Source organism: Roseateles asaccharophilus (genome assembly GCF_031458115.1).
GTDB classification, from domain to species: domain Bacteria; phylum Pseudomonadota; class Gammaproteobacteria; order Burkholderiales; family Burkholderiaceae_C; genus Pelomonas; species Pelomonas asaccharophilus_A.
The window spans coordinates 193,036-213,096 of record NZ_JAVDXV010000003.1 but is presented as its reverse complement, the minus strand read 5'-3'; the positions used below and the strand labels follow the sequence as shown (position 1 = coordinate 213,096).

At 67.8% G+C, this 20,061-nt stretch carries 15 protein-coding genes; 2 read left to right on the top strand and 13 right to left on the bottom strand.

Features of this window, described 5'->3' with window-relative positions:
• Positions 1-2: 2 nt before the first annotated feature.
• From J2X21_RS09365 to J2X21_RS09310, 12 genes are all read right to left on the bottom strand, one after another.
• Positions 3-464, bottom strand: a complete 462-nt coding sequence (locus J2X21_RS09365; RefSeq protein ID WP_310327666.1) for a DUF4124 domain-containing protein — start codon at positions 462-464, stop codon at positions 3-5.
• Positions 465-569: 105 nt separating this feature from the next.
• Complete coding sequence (locus J2X21_RS09360) at positions 570-2,258, bottom strand: DUF885 domain-containing protein (RefSeq protein ID WP_310327664.1); 1,689 nt, start codon at positions 2,256-2,258, stop codon at positions 570-572.
• A complete protein-coding gene (gene gshB / locus J2X21_RS09355) occupies positions 2,255-3,202 on the bottom strand; it encodes a glutathione synthase (RefSeq protein ID WP_310327662.1) in 948 nt (315 codons plus the stop codon). Before gshB ends, J2X21_RS09360 begins: the two co-directional genes overlap by 4 nt.
• An 89-nt stretch (positions 3,203-3,291) precedes the next feature.
• Positions 3,292-4,467, bottom strand: coding sequence for a benzoate/H(+) symporter BenE family transporter (locus J2X21_RS09350; protein ID WP_310327661.1), 1,176 nt, complete (start codon positions 4,465-4,467; stop codon positions 3,292-3,294).
• The gene (locus J2X21_RS09345; protein ID WP_310327658.1) at positions 4,464-5,783 is read right to left on the bottom strand and encodes an APC family permease; all 1,320 of its coding nucleotides are present in this window, start codon (positions 5,781-5,783) and stop codon (positions 4,464-4,466) included. The genes J2X21_RS09350 and J2X21_RS09345 overlap by 4 nt, the downstream gene beginning before the upstream one ends.
• The gene (locus J2X21_RS09340; protein WP_310328336.1) at positions 5,780-7,627 is read right to left on the bottom strand and encodes a potassium transporter Kup; all 1,848 of its coding nucleotides are present in this window, start codon (positions 7,625-7,627) and stop codon (positions 5,780-5,782) included. The genes J2X21_RS09345 and J2X21_RS09340 overlap by 4 nt, the downstream gene beginning before the upstream one ends.
• A 205-nt stretch (positions 7,628-7,832) precedes the next feature.
• Positions 7,833-10,781: a TonB-dependent receptor plug domain-containing protein gene (locus tag J2X21_RS09335; RefSeq protein WP_310327655.1), complete on the bottom strand. Its 2,949-nt coding sequence runs from the start codon at positions 10,779-10,781 to the stop codon at positions 7,833-7,835.
• Between the two features lie 166 nt (positions 10,782-10,947).
• On the bottom strand, positions 10,948-12,213 hold the full coding sequence (gshA, locus tag J2X21_RS09330; RefSeq protein WP_310327652.1) for a glutamate--cysteine ligase: 1,266 nt from the start codon (positions 12,211-12,213) through the stop codon (positions 10,948-10,950).
• Between the two features lie 50 nt (positions 12,214-12,263).
• Positions 12,264-13,400 (bottom strand): GGDEF domain-containing protein, encoded by a 1,137-nt coding sequence (locus J2X21_RS09325; protein ID WP_310327651.1) that lies wholly within the window; start codon positions 13,398-13,400, stop codon positions 12,264-12,266.
• A gap of 103 nt (positions 13,401-13,503) precedes the next feature.
• On the bottom strand, positions 13,504-15,027 hold the full coding sequence (gene amt / locus J2X21_RS09320; RefSeq protein ID WP_310327648.1) for an ammonium transporter: 1,524 nt from the start codon (positions 15,025-15,027) through the stop codon (positions 13,504-13,506).
• Between the two features lie 33 nt (positions 15,028-15,060).
• On the bottom strand, positions 15,061-15,399 hold the full coding sequence (gene glnK, locus J2X21_RS09315; protein WP_056192325.1) for a P-II family nitrogen regulator: 339 nt from the start codon (positions 15,397-15,399) through the stop codon (positions 15,061-15,063).
• Positions 15,400-15,418: 19 nt separating this feature from the next.
• Complete coding sequence (locus J2X21_RS09310; RefSeq protein WP_310327646.1) at positions 15,419-16,138, bottom strand: TorF family putative porin; 720 nt, start codon at positions 16,136-16,138, stop codon at positions 15,419-15,421.
• A gap of 273 nt (positions 16,139-16,411) precedes the next feature.
• Between J2X21_RS09310 and J2X21_RS09305 the strand changes: the two genes are divergently transcribed.
• Complete coding sequence (locus J2X21_RS09305) at positions 16,412-17,677, top strand: YifB family Mg chelatase-like AAA ATPase (protein ID WP_310327644.1); 1,266 nt, start codon at positions 16,412-16,414, stop codon at positions 17,675-17,677.
• A 23-nt stretch (positions 17,678-17,700) separates the two neighbouring features.
• Entirely contained in the window at positions 17,701-19,038 is a 1,338-nt protein-coding gene (locus tag J2X21_RS09300; protein WP_310327643.1) for a DNA cytosine methyltransferase, read from the top strand.
• A 147-nt stretch (positions 19,039-19,185) separates the two neighbouring features.
• On the opposite strand, the gene J2X21_RS09295 is transcribed toward J2X21_RS09300, so the two are convergent.
• Entirely contained in the window at positions 19,186-19,560 is a 375-nt protein-coding gene (locus J2X21_RS09295; protein ID WP_310327641.1) for a hypothetical protein, read from the bottom strand.
• Positions 19,561-20,061: the final 501 nt, after the last annotated feature.

The following is a 20,061-nucleotide window of genomic DNA, read 5'->3' as shown; positions in this document are numbered from 1 at the left end:
GCTTACTGCAGCCGTGGCGCGCAGCTGAGCCCCACCTTCATCCCCAGGCGCTCCATCGCCGCGCGGTCGTTCAGCGCGGCCGGGTTCTTCATCTTCGAGATCTCAGCCACCGCCCCGTCGGACACGCATTCACAGAAGCTGCGGTACTTGGCCGGCTGCTCCACGGAGAGCCGGGCAAAGGCAGGCGTGCTGCGCGCGCCCGAGCCCAGGCAGTTGGCCATCATGGCCTGGCGACCCTGCGCCAGCGAACCACCGGCGGGCAGCGTCGGCAATGACGAAGCCCAGCGCACGTCGAGCTGCGCGCCCTGCGTGGCTTCCGGACAGGGCTGCGATTGGTAGGCCGTCTTGCCCGCGGCGTCCGTGCACTTGAACACCTTCTGCGCGCTTGCCGGCAACGCCACGGCCGACACCAGCAGCAGCAGGGCCAGGCGCAGGGAAAGCAGGCGGTTCAGGTCGAGTCGCATGATGAAGCGGGCTTTCGAGATGGCAGCGGGCGCGATGCTAGCCGCCGGATTCTTGGCATCGAATGATGCTTTCGCACGATCCGGCCCGCCAGCGCCGGGCAGGATTTACGTCGACATCTCCGCGGCAATCAACCTCACCGGCGCACTGCCGTAGCTGAGGAACTTCTCGTGGAAGGCCTTGAGCGAAAAGCCCGGCCTGGCCTTCAGCTGCTCACGCAGCGCGTGGATCTCGCTGAAGCCTGAGAAATAGCTGGTCAGCTGCACCGACGTCAGCTGCACGCGGCGCCACTTCTCGGCCGCCTCTCGCTCGGTCTGGAAGGCCTGCCGCGTCAGCAGGTCCAGCGCGGCTTTCTCCTCCATGCCCAGCACGTGCACGCTGTAGTCCAGGATGGTGTTGGTCACCGAGCGCAGATGCCACTTGCCCCACATCAGCGTCATCTCCGGTGACGCACCGTAGCCGCTCTCCAGCATCATCAGCTCGCCGTAGACGGCCCAGCCTTCCACCATGGAGCCGCTGCCGAACAGCGCCTTGACCTTGCTGGGCACGCGGTTGGCATAGACCAGCTGCGTGTAGTGGCCCGGGATGGCCTCGTGGATGTTGAGGATCTGCAGGATCCAGTGGTTGTACTCGCGCAGCGTGCTCTCGGCCTGCTCGGGCGTCAGGTCATCCAGCGGCGTGACGTTGTAGTAGGTACTGTCCTGCGGCCGGTAGGGGCCGGGCGCCTCGATGCTGGCGCCGGCCACGCCGCGCTGGTAGGGCGGCGTCTCGCGCACGACCAGGGGCTTGCTGGCGTCCAGCGTCATCAGGTCGTGCTGGCGTATCCAGGCTTCCAGCTGCGGGATCTGCGCGCGGATCTCGTCGACGAAGCGCTCGCGCTTGACATGCCGGTCGCTGAGCTTGGCGATGACGCGGCCGATCAGCGCGAAGCGGTCGGTGGGCGGCACTTCGCTGCCGATGACGCTGGGCCACAGGGCCTGCGCCTGCGTCAGCATGCTGGACAGCACTTCCTCGCGGCGCGCCAGGGCGAGGTCGTAGGTCTGGCGCGCGCTGCGGGCGGACTGGATGTCGTGCTGGAACTTGGGGCTATACATCGCCGCGCCCAGACGCCACGGGCGCTTCGCGCCAGGCAGCAGCGTCTTCAGATGCGCCTGGTAGCCGGCCACGGCGCGGCGGGCGCGCTCCAGGTCGGGCTGCATCAGCGCGCCCAGGCCTTGCTGCTGCGCGTGGGACTCCAGATCTTCCAGCACCGACAGCACGCCCGGCGCCTGCTGCAGCGCCAGCTCGGTGTGCTCACGCGTGACGTTGGCCAGGCTCTTGCGCGCCTCGGCATAGAAGGCGGGCAGCTGCTTGATGCGTGCGTGCAGTGCCTTCACGCGCTGCTGCACGGGCGCCCAGTCGGTGTTGAGGGCCAGGTCGATGGGCGACGCCGGGTTGTGCTCGGCGGGGTTCCAGGCCCATTCGCGCAGCGTGTCCAGCCGCCACAGGTCGCTCTCGAGCTTGGCGATCAGCATGGCGCGGTCCATGCGTTGGGCGGTGTTCAACCCGCTGTCGGACACCGCCTGGAAGCGCTTCAGCCAGCCAGCCAGAAAGCCACGCATCGCGGCGCGTTGCGCGCTGCCGGGCAGCCGCAGCCGCGGCGTGAACTCGAAGCGCCCGGCCATCACGGCCGCGTCGGGATCCTGCTGCCACAGCGCTTCGAGGAAGGCCTCGCTCAAGGTGTCGAAGCCGCGGTCGTCGGCCAGCACGGGCGCGGCCACCAGGCCGCCCAGCGCAACGAAGTGGCGGCGCTTCATGCCAGCGCCGCTTCCAGCGCGTCCACGAACATCTTGGCCACGTCGAAGCCGCTCTGGTCGGTGATCTCCTGGAAGCAGGTCGGGCTGGTCACGTTGATCTCGGTGATGTTCTCGCCGATGACGTCCAGGCCCACCAGCAGCAGGCCGCGCGCGGCCAGCGTGGGGCCGATGGCCTCGGCAATCTCGCGGTCACGCGTTGACAGCGGTCGCGCCACGCCCTTGCCGCCGGCTGCCAGGTTGCCACGCACCTCGCCGCCCTGCGGGATGCGGGCCAGGCAGTGCGGCACGGGCTTGCCGCCGATGATGAGGATGCGCTTGTCGCCCTCGCTGATGGCGGGAATGAAGCGCTGCACCATCACTGTCTGCGTGCCGTCCTTGTTCAGCGTCTCGATGATGGAGCCGAGGTTCAGGCCATCGTCCTTGACGCGGAAGATGCCCATGCCGCCCATGCCGTCCAGCGGCTTCAGGATGATGTCGCGCTGCTCGGCATGGAAGGCGCGGATCTCGGCGGGGTCGCGCGTGATCAGCGTCGGCGAGATGTACTGGGGGAACTCCATGATGGCGAGCTTCTCGGGATGCTCGCGCAGGCTGGCGGCCTTGTTGAAGACCTTGGCACCCTCGCGTTCGGCCTGGCTCAGCAGGTGGGTGGCGTAGAAGAATTCGCTGTCGAACGGCGGGTCCTTGCGCATCAGCACGGCGTCCACGTCGGCCAGCGCGACGTCGGCGGTGGCGTCCAGCGTGAACCAGTCGTTCGCATCACCGGTCAGCGTGATGTGGCGCGCGCCGCGCGCCGTCACGCGGCCGCCGCGCAGCCAGACCAGCTCGCGCGTCTCGCAATGCAGGATGCTGTGGCCGCGCCTGGCGGCCTCGCGCATCATCGCGAAGGTGGAGTCCTTGTAGGTCTTGAACGTATCCAGCGGGTCGGCAACGAACAGCAGCTTCATGGTCGGGTCGGGCAAGTGAATCGAAGCAGTTTTGCACAGCGCCGACGGCTGTGTGTGACCAGGGCCTGTTAACACTACGGGAGCAGACCCTAGCTGCGTCGCCGCCAGCCCGCCACCACGGTCGCGATGCCGCCCGCCACCACGCCCCAGAACGCCGCGCCGATGCCGAAGAAGCCGATGCCGGACAGGCAGACCAGGAAGGTGATGATGGCCGCGTCGCGGTGGGCCTCGTCCTTCAGCGCCGCGGCCAGCGCGCCGGCGATGGTGCCCAGCAGCGCCAGACCGGCGATGGCCATGACCAGCTCGCGCGGGAAGGCGGTCAACAGCATCGCGACGGCGCCGCCGGCCAGCCCGACGACGACATAGAACAGCCCGGCGGCCACGCTGGCGGTGTAACGCCGCGCGGGGTCGTCGTGCGCCTCGCGGCCCATGCAGATGGCGGCGGTGATGGCGGCCAGGTTGAACGCATAGCCGCCGAACGGGGCCAGCAGCGTGGTCGCGGCGCCGGTGACGGCGATGGAGGCGGACACGGGCGTCTGGTAGCCGTTGGCGCGCTGCGCGGCGACGCCGGGCAGGTTCTGCGACGCCATCGTGACGATGAACAGCGGCAGCGCCACGCCCACGGCGGCATGCCAGGTGAAGACGGGCGTGGTCCAGACCGGCAGTGCAAACATCTGCGAGGTGTCCAGGCCCGTGAGGTTCAAGCGCCCCTCACCCAGTGCGTAGGCGCTGCCCACCAGCAGCACGCCCGGCACCGCATAACGCGGCCAGCAGCGCTTGCCGATCAGGTAGGCCGCCGCCATCGCGAGCACCAGGCCGGGTGCGGTCCGCACGCTGGTGACGGCGTCCAGACCGAACTTCGCCAGCACGCCGGCCAGCAGCGCCGATGCGATGGCCACGGGAATGCGGTCCATCAGCTTCTCGAACCAGCCGCTCCAGCCGGCCCAGACGATGAGCAGCCCGCAGACGATGAAGGCGCCTATGGCTTCGGGCATGTTCAGCCCCGACGTGGATGCCAGCAGCGCCGCGCCGGGCGTGGACCAGGCGGTCAGCACCGGCTGGCGCGTCCACAGGCTGAGCAGCAGCGTCGTCAGGCCCATCCCCAGGCCCAGCGCCCACAGCCAGGACGCGGTCTCGGCCGGCGTGGCCCCTAGCGCCACGGTCGCCTGGAAGATGATGGCCACTGAACTGGTGTAGCCCACCAGCACGGCGACGAATCCGGCGACGATGGTGGACGGCGAGAAGTCTTGCAACAGTCGGCTCACGACGCAGCCTTTCTTTCCAGCAACCACAGCAGCAGCGCGCCGCCCGCCAGCACGCCCAGACCCACCAGCGCACCGGCCTTCACATAGACCACGCTGGACCACAAAAGGTAAGCGCTGCACGTGCAGAACAGCAGCGGCAGCCACGGGTACAGCGGCACGCGGAACGGCCGCGGCGCATCGGGCTCGCGGCGGCGCAGCTGGATGACGGCGGCGCCGCTGAGCGTCAGGAAGGCCCAGTAGACCGGCGACAGGTAGTCCACCATCGTCGAGAAGCCGCCGCGCGTCAGCGCGCCGAAGGCAACCAGCAGCAGCGCCACGGCCGACGTCGCGACGACGGCCGCGCTGGGCGTGCCGCGGCGGGCGTTCCATTGCGACAGCTGCCATTCGGCCGCCAGGTCGCGCGCGGCGGCGTAAGTGGTGCGCGGGCCGGCGATGAGGATGGCGTTCATCACCGACAACGCGGTCAGCGTGACGACGCCCACCATGACCAGCTCGGCGCCGCGGCCCCAGACGATGCGCATCAACTCGGCCGCAGGCGCTTCGCTGCGCGCCAGGCCCGACAGGCCCAGCACGCTCACATAGGCCCAGTTGGCCAGCAGGTACAGCGCCATGACGATGGCCAGCCCCCAGAGCAGCGCACGCTGGATGCCGCGGCGGGCGTCACGCATCTCGGCGGACAGCGTGGCCGCGTCGCTCCAGCCGCCATAGGCCAGGAACACGAACACCATGGCCGTGCCCCAGTCGGCCGTGGCCGTCGCGGCCGCTGGCGCCGCCGGCGGCAGGCCGGCGACCTGTTGCGCCGCGGCTCCACCGCCCAGCAGCAGCAAGCCTGAGATGACCAGGGTCATCAGCCCCAACTGCGTGCCCAGGCCGACCTGCACGCCCATCAGGTTCAACGCAGTCAGCACGACGATGAGCCCGGCCGCCAGCCAGGCACTGGCCTGCGGGCCGAGGTCCACCACCTGCGTCAGGTAGTCGCCGAACACGAAGCCCAGCAGTGCCATGGAGCCCGTGTGGATGACAGCGAAGCGCGACCAGGCGAACAGCCAGCCCAGCCGCGGGCCGAAGGCACGGCGCAGGAAGTGGTAGTCGCCGCCGGCGTCGGGGAAGGCCGACGCCAGTTCGGCGAAGCACAGCGCGCCGACAAAGCTCAGCACGCCGCCCAGCGCCCACGCGACATAGAGCTGCCAGGCCTCCGGCAGCGACTGCGCCACCATGGGCGAGGTCTTGAAGATGCCGGCACCAATGACCATGCCCACGCACAGCGCGGCGGCATGTCGCGCGCCCAAGCGGCGCTCGGGCGTGGCAACGATCAAATCTCGACCTTGGAGCCCAGCTCGACGATGCGGTTCGTCGGCAGATGCAGGAAGTCCGCCGCCGCCGCCGCGTTGCGGTGCATGCCGGCGAACAGCTTCTCGCGCCACAGCGCCATGCCCGAGCCTATGGTCGGGATGATGATGTCGCGGCTCAGGAAGTAGCTGGTCTCCATCTCTTCCAGCTGCACGCCCTGCTTCTTCAGCAACTCCAGCGCCTCGGGCACGTCGGGCTCGTTCTTGAAGCCGAAGTGCAGCGCCACCTGCCAGCAGTTGTTGCCCAGCGCCTCGACCTCGCAGCGTTGCTCGCTGCTGACCCAGGGCACCTCGTGGTGCTTCACGGTGACGAAGATGTTCTGCTCGTGCAGCACCTTGTTGTGCTTGAGGTTGTGCAGCAGCGCGTTGGGCGTGCTGCCTTTCTCCGACGACAGGAACACCGCCGTGCCGGACACGCGGGTGGGCGGGTTGATGAACACCGCCTCCAGGAAGGCGGTCAGCTCGATGGCGTCCTGGCGCAGCTTGTCAGACAGCAGCCGGCGGCCCTGCTTCCAGGTCAGCATCAGCGTGAACACGCAGACGCCGATCAGCAGCGGGAACCAGCCGCCGTGCAGCAGCTTCAGCAAGTTGGACGCGAGGAAGGTCACGTCGATGATGAAGAAGATGCCGGTGGCCGCGATGCACAGCGCCAGCGGGTACTTCCAGCCATGGCGGATGACGAAGAAGGTCATCACCGTCGTGATGGTCATGTCGATGGTGACGGCCACGCCGTAGGCGCCGGCCAGCTTGCTGGACGAGCCGAAGAACACCACCGCCACGACCACCAGCGCAAACAGGCTCCAGTTGATGAAGGGCACGTAGATCTGGCCGGTGTCGCGCACGCTGGTGTGCAGGATGCGCAGCCGCGGCATGATGCCCAGCTGGATGGCCTGCTTGGTGACGGAGAAGGCCGCGGTGATGAGCGCCTGCGACGCGACCGTGGCCGCCGCCGTGGCGAGCAGGAACAGCGGGATCTCGGCCCAGTCCGGCGCCAGCAGGTAGAACGGGTTCTTGATGGCGGTGGGGTCGTCCAGCAGCATGGCGCCCTGGCCGAAGTAGTTGATGACCAGCGCCGGCATGACGATGGCGTACCAGGCGATGCGGATGGGTTTCTTGCCGAAGTGGCCCAGGTCGGCGTAGAGCGCTTCACCCCCGGTGACGACCAGCACCACCGCGCCCAGCGCGACGAAGGCCACCCACTTGTACTCCAGGCAGAAGGCCAGCGCGTAGACCGGATTGACGGCCGCCAGCACGCGTGGATTCTCGATGACATGCGGCAAGCCCAGTGCCGCCAGGCTGACGAACCACAGCAGCATGACCGGCCCGAAGGCCTTGCCGATGCCGCCGGTGCCAAAGCGTTGCACGGTGAACAGGCCGGCCAGCACCACCAGCGTCAGCGGCAGCACAGCGTCGTGGTACTGCGGCGCGTAGACCTCGATGCCCTCCATCGCACCCAGCACGGTCATTGCCGGCGTGATGACGGCGTCGCCGAAAAAGATGGCGGTGCCGAACAGGCCGATCAGCATCAGCACGCGGCGCAGTTGCGGCTTGTCGTTGACGGCGTTGGTGGCCAACGCCAGCATCGCGATCAGGCCGCCCTCGCCGTTGTTGTCGGCGCGCAGGATCAGCAGCACGTACTTGATGGAGACCACCACCGTCATCGTCCAGAACAGCAGCGACAGCACGCCCAGGATGTTGTCCGGCGTGGTAGCCACATGGCCGCCGTGGAAGACTTCTTTCAGCGCGTACAGCGGGCTGGTGCCGATGTCGCCGTAGACGACGCCCAACGCGCCGAGGGTCAGGCCCGCCATCGCCGTGGGGCTGCGGGCCGTGTCGGAAGAACTCACTGCAGGGGCACCACCGGCTTGGGGTGGCAAATGTTCGGATGGCGGCATTCTGCGCCCGCTTTTGGTGTTTTGTGCACCGCAGCAATTTCTATTGACTTGCAACGGACGATGCGGCCTCCCAAAGAAAAGCGGCGCCCGCAGGCGCCGCTGATGCCCATTCAGGCAAGGATCACTTGAACACGTAGTCCATCGACACGTTGAAGCGGCGGCCGAGGTGAGCGGTCGTGCCCGAGTCCCAGAACGTGAACGCCGACGGGATGTTGATGGAACGGCGATAGCTGTTGGTGACGTTCAGCAGGCTGGCGGAGATCACCAGGTCCTTGAAGCCACGGTAGGCGCCGCCGATGTCCAGCGTGCCCTCGCGACCCACGAAGCAGCCGTTGGCCTGCTGCAGGATCACGTTGGCGGCCGATGACGAGCTGAGGCAGCCGGCCGTGGTGGTGCGCCACATCGCGTCCTGGTGGTTGTAGCGGGTCCACGCGGACGCGGTCTCGCCCTTCCAGTTCACTTCCAGCGAGGCCTTGGTCTTGGGCAGGTCGACGGTGGAGATGCCCGCCAGGCGCTCCACCGTGCCGCCGGCCAGCACCAGCTGGTCGAAGCGCTTCGTGTAGGTGCCACTGAACTTGCCGCCGAACTTGCCCCATTCGCCCGCAGGCAGGCGCACGTTCAGCTCGTAGTCCAGGCCGGCCGTCTTCGTGTACTGGAAGTTGCCGTACTGGCGGATCAGCGCCAGGATGGGGCCGCTGTTGGCAATACCCGGCAGCCAGGTGGCCGGGTTCGGGTCACGGATCACGGACGCCGCGTTGGCCACCGGGTCCGCATTGAACGCCTCCATGATGTCGACGCCACGCTGCACGCGGATTTCCTGGTTGCGCCGGAAGTACCAGGCGTCCAGGGCCAGGTCGATCTCCTTGCTGGGCGAGATCAGCATGCCCAGCGTGAAGGACTTGGATTCCTCGGGCTTCAGGTTGCGGTTGGCGCTGACGACCGTCGGAATGCTGCCGGCGCCATTGGTCAGCGTGCGGCCCAGCACGTTGCAGTCGCGTAGCACAGCGGGGTCGGCGCGGCTGACGCCGTTGTTGCAACGCAGGTTGTCGACGACCGCGTAGTCCTGGAAGCTGTGGAACGACGCCAGGTAGGAGTCGCCGATCTGCGAGATGGACGGTGCGCGGAAGCCGGTGGCCGCCGTGCCGCGGAAAGCCAGCATGGACGGGATGGCCGCCCACTTGAAGCCCAGCTTGCCGGTGGTGGAGTTGCCGAAGTCGCTGTAGTGCTCGTAGCGCAGGGCGGCCTGCAGCTCGAGGTTCTTCAGCGCCGGCAGGCTCAACTCGGTGAAGGCCGCGCTGGCCTTGCGCTCGCCGCTGGCACCGTTGGCCACCAGGCCGATGTAGTCGCCGGCCAGGTAGTTGGCATCGGGCACCGAGCTCAACTCTTCCTGGCGGTACTCGGCACCGATGGCGATGGCGGCATTGCCGCCGGCCATCTTGAACAGCTCGCGGCTGGCGCGGGCGTCGATGCTGGTGATGGTGGAGTCGCCGGTGTTGATGGCGTCGGAGCCGATGCTGGCAATGGCTTCCGGCGTGTTCATCTTGCCGAAGCGGTAGGTGCCGGACGCGATGGACGCGCTCAGCTTGGACGCGCGCAGGCGGTTCTGCTGCACGCGCTCGTTCTCCTGCTTGCTGTGCATGACGGCGGCGTCGACATCCCAGCCGGCCACCACGCCTTCGATGCCCACCAGGAAGCGGCCGGACTGCAGCGTCGAGATGTCGTTCGAGGGCACGTCCTCGAAGCGATGGATCAGCTGCACAGGCTGCGCCTGCGCGGTGCCGTTGGTCGGATTGTCCGGGTGGCCCACGGGCAGCACGATGGCGGCCTGGCGCAGGAACGAGCCGTCCAGCTTGGGCCAGGTGACGGCCGACGGCGCCGTGGCGGTGCTGAAGATGCCGGTGGTCAGCGTGCGCGGGACGCCGCGTTCGGTGGTCTTGGTCTTGGAGACCATCACGTCGGCATAGGCGGTCAGGTCGTTGCTGATCGCGAAGGTGCCGCGCAGCATGCCGCTGACCTTCTCCTGGGCGGAGATGGCCTCGTCGGCGTTGTCCAGGTTGAAGCGGCACTGGCCGGCGCGCAGGCTGGGGCCGGTGGGGCCCAGGCCGTCCGGACGCAGCGGGACGCCCTGGCCGACGGTGTTCTCGGGCGCGCAACCCGGCAGCGTGCCCAGATAGTTGATGCCGAACGGGCTGCTGTTGGCGACCGAGGCGCCGTTGACGATGGAGCTGCCCGCGGTGCTGGCCGGCACGCGGTAGTAGCTGCTGTACATGGACGCGACCGAGTCCGGCGTGAAGCGGCTCAGGCCGTTGGTAGTGCCGGAGGCCGTCGCGTTCAGGTAGCGGTCGTAGGCGGCCTGGTTGCCGCGGTCCTTCAGGTCGGAGTGCATGACCGAGTCCCGCTTGGAGACGTCGATGCCGCCGAAGATGTTGAAGCGGTTGGTGTCGATGTTGCCGAAGCCGAAGGTCAGGCCGCCGTTGGACTGGCCGCCCACGCCCTTGTCGTTGGCGCTGTAGCCGACGTTGCCTTCGATGCCTTCAAAGTCCTTGCGCAGCACGTAGTTGATGACGCCGGCCATCGCGTCGGAGCCGTACAGCGCCGAGGCGCCATCCTTCAGGATGTCGATGCGGTCGATGGCGCCCTTGGGGATGGTGTTGGTGTTCAGCAGCGTGCCGCGGCCGAAGTTGATGTCCACCGCGCCCACCGGCGCGATGCGGCGGCCGTTGATCAGCACCAGCGTGCCCTGCGAGCCGAAGCCGCGCAGCGAGATCGTCGACAGGCCGCCGACGAAGCCGGTGGCCGCGCCATCCTGGATGGAGCTGGCGTCGACCGCGCTGTTGGCGCGCAGCATTTCGTCGATGGTGGCGTAGCCGGAGCCGCGGATGTCCTCGCGGGTGATGGACTGCACGACGGACGGCGTCGCGCGGTCAATGCGCTTGATCAGCGAGCCGGTGATCTCGACACGCTCGATCTTGTTGGTAGGCTCTGCGGCGGTCTGGGCTTGGGCTTGCGCGGTCAGTACGACCAGCGCTGCGGCAAGCCAGTGCCGGCGCATCGGGGGATTGCGGTGCATGGGAAAAACTCCTGGTGAACCAGCCGGTCGGCTGATCCCACGCACGCTATGAGGCGTCTTACGGATGTGTCAAAAGTGATATGCCCAAAGTCGCGTTTCCCCTTAGTTAACGCGACACAAATTAGCAACACACCCCCCCGGGTTGACCCGGGACGACAGCTTGCGCTCAGGCTGCCTCGGCCTCGGCCTGCGGGTCCGTGGCCTCCAGCTCGTAGCTGGCCGCCAGCATGGCCAGCCGGCCGATGACGCCATACATGTAGAACCGGTTCGGCGCGCTGACACCCGGCTTCTCGCCCGGGCGCGGCAGGTTCAGCGACTCGGCGAAGGCCAGCGGCACATAGCTGGCGCCGGGCGCGTTCAGGTTCTCGTCGATGCCGCGGTTGGCGTGCACGCGGTAGTAGCCGCCCACCACGTAGCGGTCCATCATGTAGACGACGGGCTCGGCCACGGCCTCGTGCACGCGCTCGTGCGTGGGCACGCCTTCCTGCACGATCACCTCCTGGCCCAGGTTTTCGGGCAGCGTCACCGCCAGCGCCTCAATGTCCTTGGCGTCGCGCACCGTCATCACGCCGCGGCCGTAGCTGCCCACGTCGCTCTTGATGATGACGAACGGCTTCTCGTTGATGCCGTATTCCTTGTACTTGCGGCGCACCTTGGTCAGCTGCGCATCGGCGGCGGTCTGCAGCGCCTCCAGGCCCTTCTTGCCGTGCAGGTCCACGCTGGTGGACATGGGCGTGATCAGCCAGGGGTCCATGCCCAGCAGCTTGCCGAAGCGCTTGGCCACTTCCTCGTACGCGCGGAAGTGCTGGCTCTTGCGCCGCATACCCCAGCCCGCGTGCAGCGGCGGCAGCAGGTATTGCTCGTGCAGGCCCATCAGCTGCGGCGGCGTGCCGGTGGCGAGGTCGCTGTTCAGCAGGATGGTGCAGGGGTCGAAGCCCTTCAGCATCAGGCGGCCGCGCTTGCGCACCAATGGCTCGATGAGCAGCGTGCCGCCGTTGGCCAGGCGCAGTTCCTCGGGTTCGGTCTGGGCCGGGTCCAGCGCGCCCAGGCGCACGTTCAGGCCGGCCTGCGTGAAGATGCGCACCAGCGTGGCGAGGTGGTCCAGATAGAAGCTGCAGCGCACGCCCGGCTCGGGGATGAGCAGCAGGTTGCGCGCCTCGGGGCAGATCTTCTCGATGGCCGCCATGGCCGCCTGCACGGCCTGCGGCAGCATCGCGTCGGTCAGGTGGTTGAAGCCGCTGGGGAACAGGTTGGTGTCCACCGGCGCCAGCTTGAAGCCGGCATTGCGCAGGTCCACCGATGCGTAGAACGTGGGCGTGTGCTCCATCCACTCCAGCCTGAACCAGCGCTCGGTGGCCGGCATGGACTCCAGGATGCGGGCCTCCAGCTCGTTGATGGGGCCGTTCAGGGCGGTGATGAGATGCGGAACCATGGCCGAATGATGTCAGAGTCGGGCGGCGCAGTTGGGGACGCCCGAGCGGATCACAAGACGCCGTCGTCGCTGCAGGTACGCCCGCGCCCGGCGTGCTTGGCGCGGTAGAGCTGGTCGTCGGCCCGCGCAATGGCCGCCGCCAGCGCCTCGCCCGGCTGCACGCGTACGACGCCGGCGCTGAAGTCCACCGCGAAGCCCAGGCTGGCCTCGCAGCGCCGCCGCAGCGTCTGGTGCAGGCGCATGTCCAGCCGGCCAAACGCGTCCGGGTCGCTGTGGCGCAGCAGCAGGCAGAACTCCTCGCCACCGTAGCGGCCCACCAGGTCGCTGGCGCGCAGCTCGCCGCGCAGCACCTCGCCGGTGAGCTTCAGCACCTCGTCGCCCGCCGGGTGACCGCGCTGGTCGTTGATCTGCTTGAAGTGGTCCAGGTCCAACATCATCAGCACGGTGGCGTCGTCCGCCGCGCCACCCGCCACGCCCAGGGCGCGGCCGGCCCGGCTCATCCACTCGCGGCGGTTCAGCAGGCCGGTCAGCGTGTCCAGCGAGGCCAGCCGCACCAGCGCCTGCTCCGCCGCATCCCGGTGCGCCAGCAGGAAGCCCATGGTGCCCAGCACCAGGCTGGCGTTCAGCAGCATCAGGTGCGTCAGGTTCAGCGGGTGCGGCGCCGTGAAGCGCGGATAGGCCTCGGGCCAGCCCCAGGCCAGCACGGCGCGGCCCAGCATCAGCAAGGCGTTGGCGGCGGCGGCCACGCCGCACAGCCAGCGCCAGCGCACCTGGCCGGCACCGCGCAACAGCAGGCCGCTGGCCCACAGGATCTGCAGGCTGATGGTGAGGTTGGTGACCACCGTGGCCAGCGGCTGGTCGGGCAGCGCGGCCCAGTGCGCGGCGCCCAGCGTCAGCGGCACGACGCACAGCCAGCGCCGCGGCACGGGCTGGCCGAGGAAGCGGCAGACCGTCAGCGTCATCGCCGACGCCGACGCGCTCAGCACCATGACGCCCAGCGTTGCCAGCAGCACGGGCAGCGTCTGTTTGGCCGCGATCAGCAGGCCGAAGCCCGCCGCCTGCCCCAGCAGCATGAACTGCCAGGCCTGCAACCCGCTGCGCGCGCGAATGCCGACGCCCACGGCCAGCGCCAGGCTCATCAGCAGCGCGTTGACCAGCACCGCCACGAGCAGGGTGATCACATCCATGGCGGGCCAGCATAGCGGCCGGTTCACGGCCGCCAACGAAAAAGCCGCCCCGGAGGGCGGCTTGCGTGACGAAGGGCCGGGCGGAGCCGGCCTTGCCGTCAGATCACTTGTGGTACGCGGTCTCGCCGTGCGACGTGATGTCCAGGCCTTCGCGCTCTTCCTCTTCCGTCACGCGCAGGCCGATGGTCAGGTCCACCAGCTTGAAGGCGACGATGGAGACGACGCCCGACCAGACCAGGGTCAGCAGCACGGCCTTGGTCTGGGTCCAGACCTGGCCGGCGATGCTGTAGGCATCCGGCGCCACCATCGCGACGGTGGTCCAGTCGGCGACGAGGCTCGGGCCGCCCAGGTTGGGGCTGTTGAACACGCCGGTCAGGATGGCACCGACGATGCCGCCCACGCCGTGCACGCCGAACACATCCAGCGAGTCGTCAGCGCCCAGCAGCTTCTTCAGGCCGGACACGCCCCACAGGCAGGCGAAGCCGGCGACGATGCCGATGACCAGCGCGCCACCGATGCCGACGTTGCCGGCGGCAGGCGTGATGGCCACGAGGCCGGCGACGGCACCCGAGGCGGCACCCAGCATGGAGGCCTTGCCCTTGAGCAGCGCTTCACCCACGCACCAGGCCAGCACGGCAGCGGCCGTGGCGGCGAAGGTGTTGATGAAGGCCAGCGCGGCGAAGCCGTTGGCTTCCAGCGCGGAGCCGGCGTTGAAGCCGAACCAGCCCACCCACAGCAGCGAGGCACCGACCATGGTCAGCGTCAGGCTGTGAGGCGTGAAGGCTTCCTTGCCGTAGCCGACGCGCTTGCCGACCATGTAGGCACCCACCAGGCCGGCAACAGCGGCGTTGATGTGCACCACGGTGCCGCCGGCGAAGTCCAGCGCGCCCCACTGCCAGATCAGGCCGGCCTTGGCATTCGTCTCATCGACGACGGCAGCGGCCGTGTAGGCATCCGGGCCCGCCCAGAACCAGACCATGTGGGCGATCGGCAGGTAGCTGAAGGTGAACCACAGCACCAGGAAGGCCAGCACGGCGGCGAACTTGATGCGCTCGGCGAAGGCGCCGACGATCAGGCAGGCGGTGATGCCGGCGAAGGTCGCCTGGAACGCCGCGAACACGATCTCGTACATCGGGGTGGCCTTGCTGAAGGTCGCGCCCAGGGCGAAGGTGCCCGCGGCGTTGTCCCAGATGCCCTTCATGAACAGCCGGTCCGTGCCGCCGATGAACTTGTTGCCCTCGGTGAACGCGAAGCTGTAGCCGTACAGGAACCACAGCACGACGATCAGCGAGAAGCCGACCATCACCTGCATCAGCACCGACAGCATGTTCTTGCTGCGCACCAGGCCGCCGTAGAACAGCGCGAGGCCCGGGATGGTCATCAGGATGACCAGCAGCGTGGACAGCATCATCCAAGCGGTGTCGCCCTTGTTGGGCACGGGAGCCGGAGCGGCAGCGGCCGAAGCGGCTTCGGCAGGCGCGGCGGCGGCGGGCGCCGAGGCGGCGTCAACAGCTGGAGCGGCCGAGGCGGCAGCCACGGCAGCAGGTGCCGAGGCCGCATCCTGCGCCCAAGCGGCGGGCGCGAGCAGGCCGGCGGCGAGCGCGAGGCCGGCGAGGAGTTTCTTCATTTTTGGGTCTCCAACGGGATGGTGATGCGACGCTCAGAGCGCGTCATTGCCGGTTTCGCCGGTGCGGATGCGTACAACCTGATCCAGCGGCGACACGAAGATCTTTCCGTCACCGATCTTGCCGGTGCGGGCGGAGGACTCGATGGCCTCGATGACGCGCTCGACGACGTCGTCGTTCACTGCCGCCTCGATCTTGACCTTGGGCAGGAAGTCCACGACGTACTCGGCACCGCGGTACAGCTCGGTGTGGCCCTTCTGGCGGCCAAAGCCCTTGACCTCGGTGACCGTCAGGCCTTGCACGCCGATGGCGCTCAGGGCCTCACGCACCTCGTCGAGCTTGAACGGCTTGATGACGGCAGTGATCAATTTCATGTCCGGCTCCAATGAGTGCTTAGAAGGTCTTCTTCAGACCGATGACGAACGAGGTCTTGCCGAGGAACTTGCCGTTGGCCGGGCTGGCGTAGAAGCTCTTGTCGGCGTCCGTGCCGACGATGGCGCCGCTCAGCACCACGCCCGAGAAGTCCTTGGCCAGCGTCAGCGAGAAGTCGGTGTACGAAGCCACCGAGCTGTGCTTGACGGTCTGGTGGCCCACGTGCGGCGTCAGCGTCAGGCCGTCGCCCAGGTCGAAATTGGCCGTCACGTCGAAGTAACCCGAGCCCTTGCTGTCGGCCACGCCGAACAGGTTGGTCGTGCTGTGCGAATACTTGGCGGTCACGGGGCCGAAGCTCACCGCGCCGTAGATCTCCAGCGTGTTGGCGCTGGTGGGGAGCTTGTTGCTGGGGTAGTAGTACTGCAGCAGGCCCACGTCCAGCGTCAGGCCGGAGGCGACTTCGCCCTTCCAGCCGCCGTACACGTCAACCTCGGCCTTGGCATCGCCGCCCGCATCCTTGATCCACTTGATCGTCGACGCCCAGGTGCCGATGTAGAAGCCGCCAGGAGCCGCGTAGTCGATACCGCCTTGCACCGCAGGCTTCAGGCGCGTCTGCGAGATGCCACGATAGCGGTAGTCGCTGACGATGCTGGCGTTGAACGACAGCGGCGAAGCCTCCTGGGCGAAAGCCGGCAGTGCCGTGCACAGCGCCAAAGCGATCAGCGAGGGGGAAAACTTCATGGCGGAGCTCCTATTCAAGTTGGGGAGGGAACAGTCCGGCGGGTCATTGCAGCTTCCGTGCCAACTGTCACACCTTGTAGGCACCGCACGGATCTGGGCCACGCGCGCCCAAATTGCAAGCAGGCGCACCAACAAAGATCTCAACCATCCCATTTCCGCACAAACAAGGTGCATTTGACCGCTGGCGAAGGCTTCGCACCGGTCAACGCGGCGTCAGGAGCGGGGCCGCCGGCGCACTATGCTGCGCCAACCCCGCGCTGCCGCCAGCCCGCCATGTCCCTCGCCACCGTCCACTCCCGCGCCCTTGATGGCCTCGCCGCCGCGCCGGTCACCGTGGAGGTGCACCTGGCCAATGGCCTGCCGTCATTCACCGTCGTGGGGCTGGCGGACACCGAGGTCAAGGAAGCCCGCGAACGCGTGCGCGCCGCGCTGGCCAACAGCGGACTGGGGTTCCCGGCCAACAAGCGCATCACGGTGAACCTGGCCCCTGCCGACCTGCCCAAGGAGGGTGGCCGCTTCGACCTGCCGATGGCGTTGGGCCTGCTGGCCGCCAACGGCCAGATCGACATGGCGCGGCTGGCCCGTTTCGAGTGCGCGGGCGAGCTGTCGCTGGCGGGCGAACTGCGACCGGTGCGCGGCGCGCTGGCGATGGCGCTGGCCTTGCGCCAGGCGGGCACGGGCCGCGAACTGCTGCTGCCCGAAGACAGCGCCGCCGAAGCCGCGCTGGTCGACGGACTCGTCGTGCGCCAGGCCCGGCACCTGCTGGACGTCGTCGCCGCGCTGCAGCCCGAGGGTGAAGCCCTGCCGGGCGCCGCCGCGCTGCCGCGCGACGCCGCCCACGGCCTGCCCGACCTGGCCGACATCAAGGGCCAGGCCGCACCGAAGCGGGCGCTGGAGATCGCCGCGGCGGGTGGCCATTCGCTCCTGATGGTGGGGCCGCCGGGCACCGGCAAATCCATGCTGGCGCAGCGGCTGCCCGGCCTGCTGCCACCCCTGGACGACGAGGCCGCGCTGGAATCCGCCGCAGTGCTGAGCCTGGCCGGGCAGTTCGACATCGCCCGCTGGGGGCAGCGGCCGGTGCGCAGCCCGCATCACTCGGCATCCAGCGTGGCGCTGGTGGGAGGCGGCTCGCCACCCCGGCCCGGCGAGATCTCGCTGGCCCAGCATGGGGTCTTGTTTTTGGATGAACTGCCTCTTAGGCGTGGCTACTCATGTCTGTCACTTTCACCGTCCGATTACAGCGCTATTACTAAAGCTCATATAGCGCGAAGGGCCTCCTCGCAGCCCTATACTGTCGGGCGTCGACTATCAGGAGGCGCGATGGCAAAGGTCCTGCTTATGGGCTGCCGATGCGAACGCTGCATGCACGAGTGGGTTCCTCGCGAGAAGGACAAAGATCCGACCGTGTGCCCAAGCTGCAAAAGCCCGTACTGGGACAAGCCGCGGCGTGGGGCAGCCGCTGCCCAGGTCCCACCTCCGACGGCAGCCTCATCGCAGCCGAGAACAATTCGAGCCGAGGCTCGGGGGCGAGCAAAGTGAGCAAAGCTAAAACGAAGATTCCGGTGATCTCGCTGTTCTCCGGCGCAATGGGACTCGACCTTGGCCTTGAAGATGCGGGCTTCGAAGTCGTGCTCGCTGTCGAGTGCGATGCGCAGGCTGTAGCGACCATCAAGAAGAACAAACCCACGCTGCCGGTGATCCATCAGCGTATTGAAACGGTCACTTCCGAACAGATCCTGAAGGCGGCCGGCCTAAAGGCCGGCGGCAACTTCGTGGTCTGCGGCGGGCCGTCGTGCCAGTCCTTCAGCACAGCTGGCCAGCGTCGGTCGCTGGCTGACCCCCGTGGCAGCCTCTTCAACCACTTCGTGCGCATCGTCCGCGAGACGCGTCCAAAGTTCTTCGCCATGGAGAACGTCCGCGGCATGCTGTCGGCCGCTTTGAAGCACCGTCCGCTCGACCAACGCGGACCTGGCCATCCGCCATTGGAAGCCGAGGAAGAGCTGGGTTCGGCTTTCAGGGTCATCGTCGATGAGCTGAAGGGCTTGAACTACTACGTCGCGTTTGACCTTCTGAACTCCGCTGACTACGGCACCCCACAAGTGCGCCATCGGCTCATCTTCTTGGGGTCGCGCGATGGCAAGGGCATAGCGATCCCTAAGCCGACACACAGCAAAGATGGTGAAGGCGGCCTTGCGCCGTGGACGACGGTCCGGCAGGCGATCGGCCGCTTCACCGAAACCAACCCCGAAGGCTATCCGCTGCGGGAGACCGAAGCGAAGTACCTCATCCATGTGCCTGAAGGCGGCAATTGGAGGAACCTGCCCCAAGAGATGCAGGAGGAGGCCCTCGGGGGCGCCTATGTGTCCTGGGGCGGCCGCTGTGGCTTCTTCCGGCGGCTCGCTTGGGACAAGCCTTCGCCGGCGCTACCGACCCAGCCCTACTTCCGCGCCACGATGCTCTGCCATCCCGTGGCCTTACGTCCCCTCAGCATCAAGGAATACGCCCGCATCCAACAGTTCCCCGACACCTGGAAATTCGCAGGCACGGTTTCGAGCCGCTATCGCCAGATCGGAAATGCAGTGCCAGTCGGGTTGGGCACCGCCATCGGCCAGGCCATCAAGGCTGCGTGGAACATGCACTCTGGCAAGCGGCCTTTGGGGGTCGTGGAGACGAGCAACAGCGATCTGGTGAAGAAGATGCTGAACCGCCCCGTCACCATCTTGAATCCGCCAAGGATGAGGGGTGAGGCTGATGAGCAGGCGCACGATCTGTGGCGCGAAGTCACGCGTAAGCGCCGGGAGTCTGCACAGGGTTACGCTGCGGCCAAGCCCGCCGCAAAGCCGAAACGCAAAGTGCAAAGCGCCGAACCGCACCGGGAGTCCATGGCCGCCGATGCCTGACTGGGACTGCTGGCCAGCGGATGCAAGTCTGCCGGCATGCTTCGGGCGCAGAATGAGGCCCAGACGGTCTGCACGATGTTCCTCCCTGGCGTCGTCCTCCGACGCCCTCGCGGCTCCTAGTGGGCCGCTTTTTTCGCTTCAGTAGGCTCAGGAAAGATCCCACGCCTCGATCACGAGTTGATGGTCGCGCGGACACCGCTCTATCCGGTCGGCATGGAGCCGCACATGGTCCTGCCAGCCGGCAGGCATCACGTAGTCGTCTCCATAGATGGGCATGCCCCGCTCCACCTGTGGTGGCCCGTCATGGAGCAGGTCGAGGACCGGACCGGCAGGCGCGCGGTATAGGTTGGGATAGCCACCTCGTTGGAGCTTGACGGCATTGCCTTGTGCGACCAACGCCTCAAGCCAGTCCAACCCTTCGACGCCAGCCTCCCAGGACGCCAGCACAGCCACCTCCCCATCCGGGTCGCGCGCCCGTTCGTCGCGGGATTTGGTGGCAACAACGATGGACCATCCGATCATCCTGGCTCCTTTGTCCGGGATTCTCCCTCCAGGCAGCCGGCAAAGCGAGGAGGGCCAGGTCTTGAGCACGACGCTGCCATGGACTCCTGCCTGAGGACCCAGCCAGCGCACAGCGGCCTTCAGTTCGTTGTAAGCCTGTAGCGGCCCGCGCGGCAGACCGCATGGCCGTGGCCCAAGGGCGGCCCCACTGCATCGCCGCTGGCCCCAGGATCTTCGCGGCAAGGCCATACTGGCGGCAGATAGCTAGATAGCTACAGCCCTGCCACGGCCTGCCTTTCATTCCGTAGGAGCCCTCCCTAACGGCCTCGACGCCGTCTGCCACGCGCCCAACCCAGCCGCCCTGTCCCAAGCCTGGTCTATGGGATAGGGGACGGGGTTCTAGGCGCCTTGACCGGCAGGCAGGAGGTCCCTGTCCCAAGCCGCGTCTATGGGGATGAAGGGCCGGAGGCTTCCTCAAGGGGTGCCGGAAGGCCGGGGCTGGGGCCCAGGATGCACCGGCCG

Bases quoted from the DNA above. Each gene is read 5' to 3' on its own strand.
- J2X21_RS09365 (WP_310327666.1), bottom strand. From the start codon at position 464: ATGCGACTCGACCTGAACCGCCTGCTTTCCCTGCGCCTGGCCCTGCTG.
- J2X21_RS09360 (WP_310327664.1), bottom strand. From the start codon at position 2,258: ATGAAGCGCCGCCACTTCGTTGCGCTGGGCGGCCTGGTGGCCGCGCCC.
- gshB (WP_310327662.1), bottom strand. From the start codon at position 3,202: ATGAAGCTGCTGTTCGTTGCCGACCCGCTGGATACGTTCAAGACCTAC.
- J2X21_RS09340 (WP_310328336.1), bottom strand. From the start codon at position 7,627: ATGGCGGGCCTGACCCTCGGCGCGTTGGGCGTCGTCTACGGCGACATC.
- J2X21_RS09335 (WP_310327655.1), bottom strand. From the start codon at position 10,781: ATGCACCGCAATCCCCCGATGCGCCGGCACTGGCTTGCCGCAGCGCTG.
- gshA (WP_310327652.1), bottom strand. From the start codon at position 12,213: ATGGTTCCGCATCTCATCACCGCCCTGAACGGCCCCATCAACGAGCTG.
- J2X21_RS09325 (WP_310327651.1), bottom strand. From the start codon at position 13,400: ATGGATGTGATCACCCTGCTCGTGGCGGTGCTGGTCAACGCGCTGCTG.
- amt (WP_310327648.1), bottom strand. From the start codon at position 15,027: ATGAAGAAACTCCTCGCCGGCCTCGCGCTCGCCGCCGGCCTGCTCGCG.
- glnK (WP_056192325.1), bottom strand. From the start codon at position 15,399: ATGAAATTGATCACTGCCGTCATCAAGCCGTTCAAGCTCGACGAGGTG.
- J2X21_RS09310 (WP_310327646.1), bottom strand. From the start codon at position 16,138: ATGAAGTTTTCCCCCTCGCTGATCGCTTTGGCGCTGTGCACGGCACTG.
- J2X21_RS09305 (WP_310327644.1), top strand. From the start codon at position 16,412: ATGTCCCTCGCCACCGTCCACTCCCGCGCCCTTGATGGCCTCGCCGCC.
- J2X21_RS09295 (WP_310327641.1), bottom strand. From the start codon at position 19,560: ATGATCGGATGGTCCATCGTTGTTGCCACCAAATCCCGCGACGAACGG.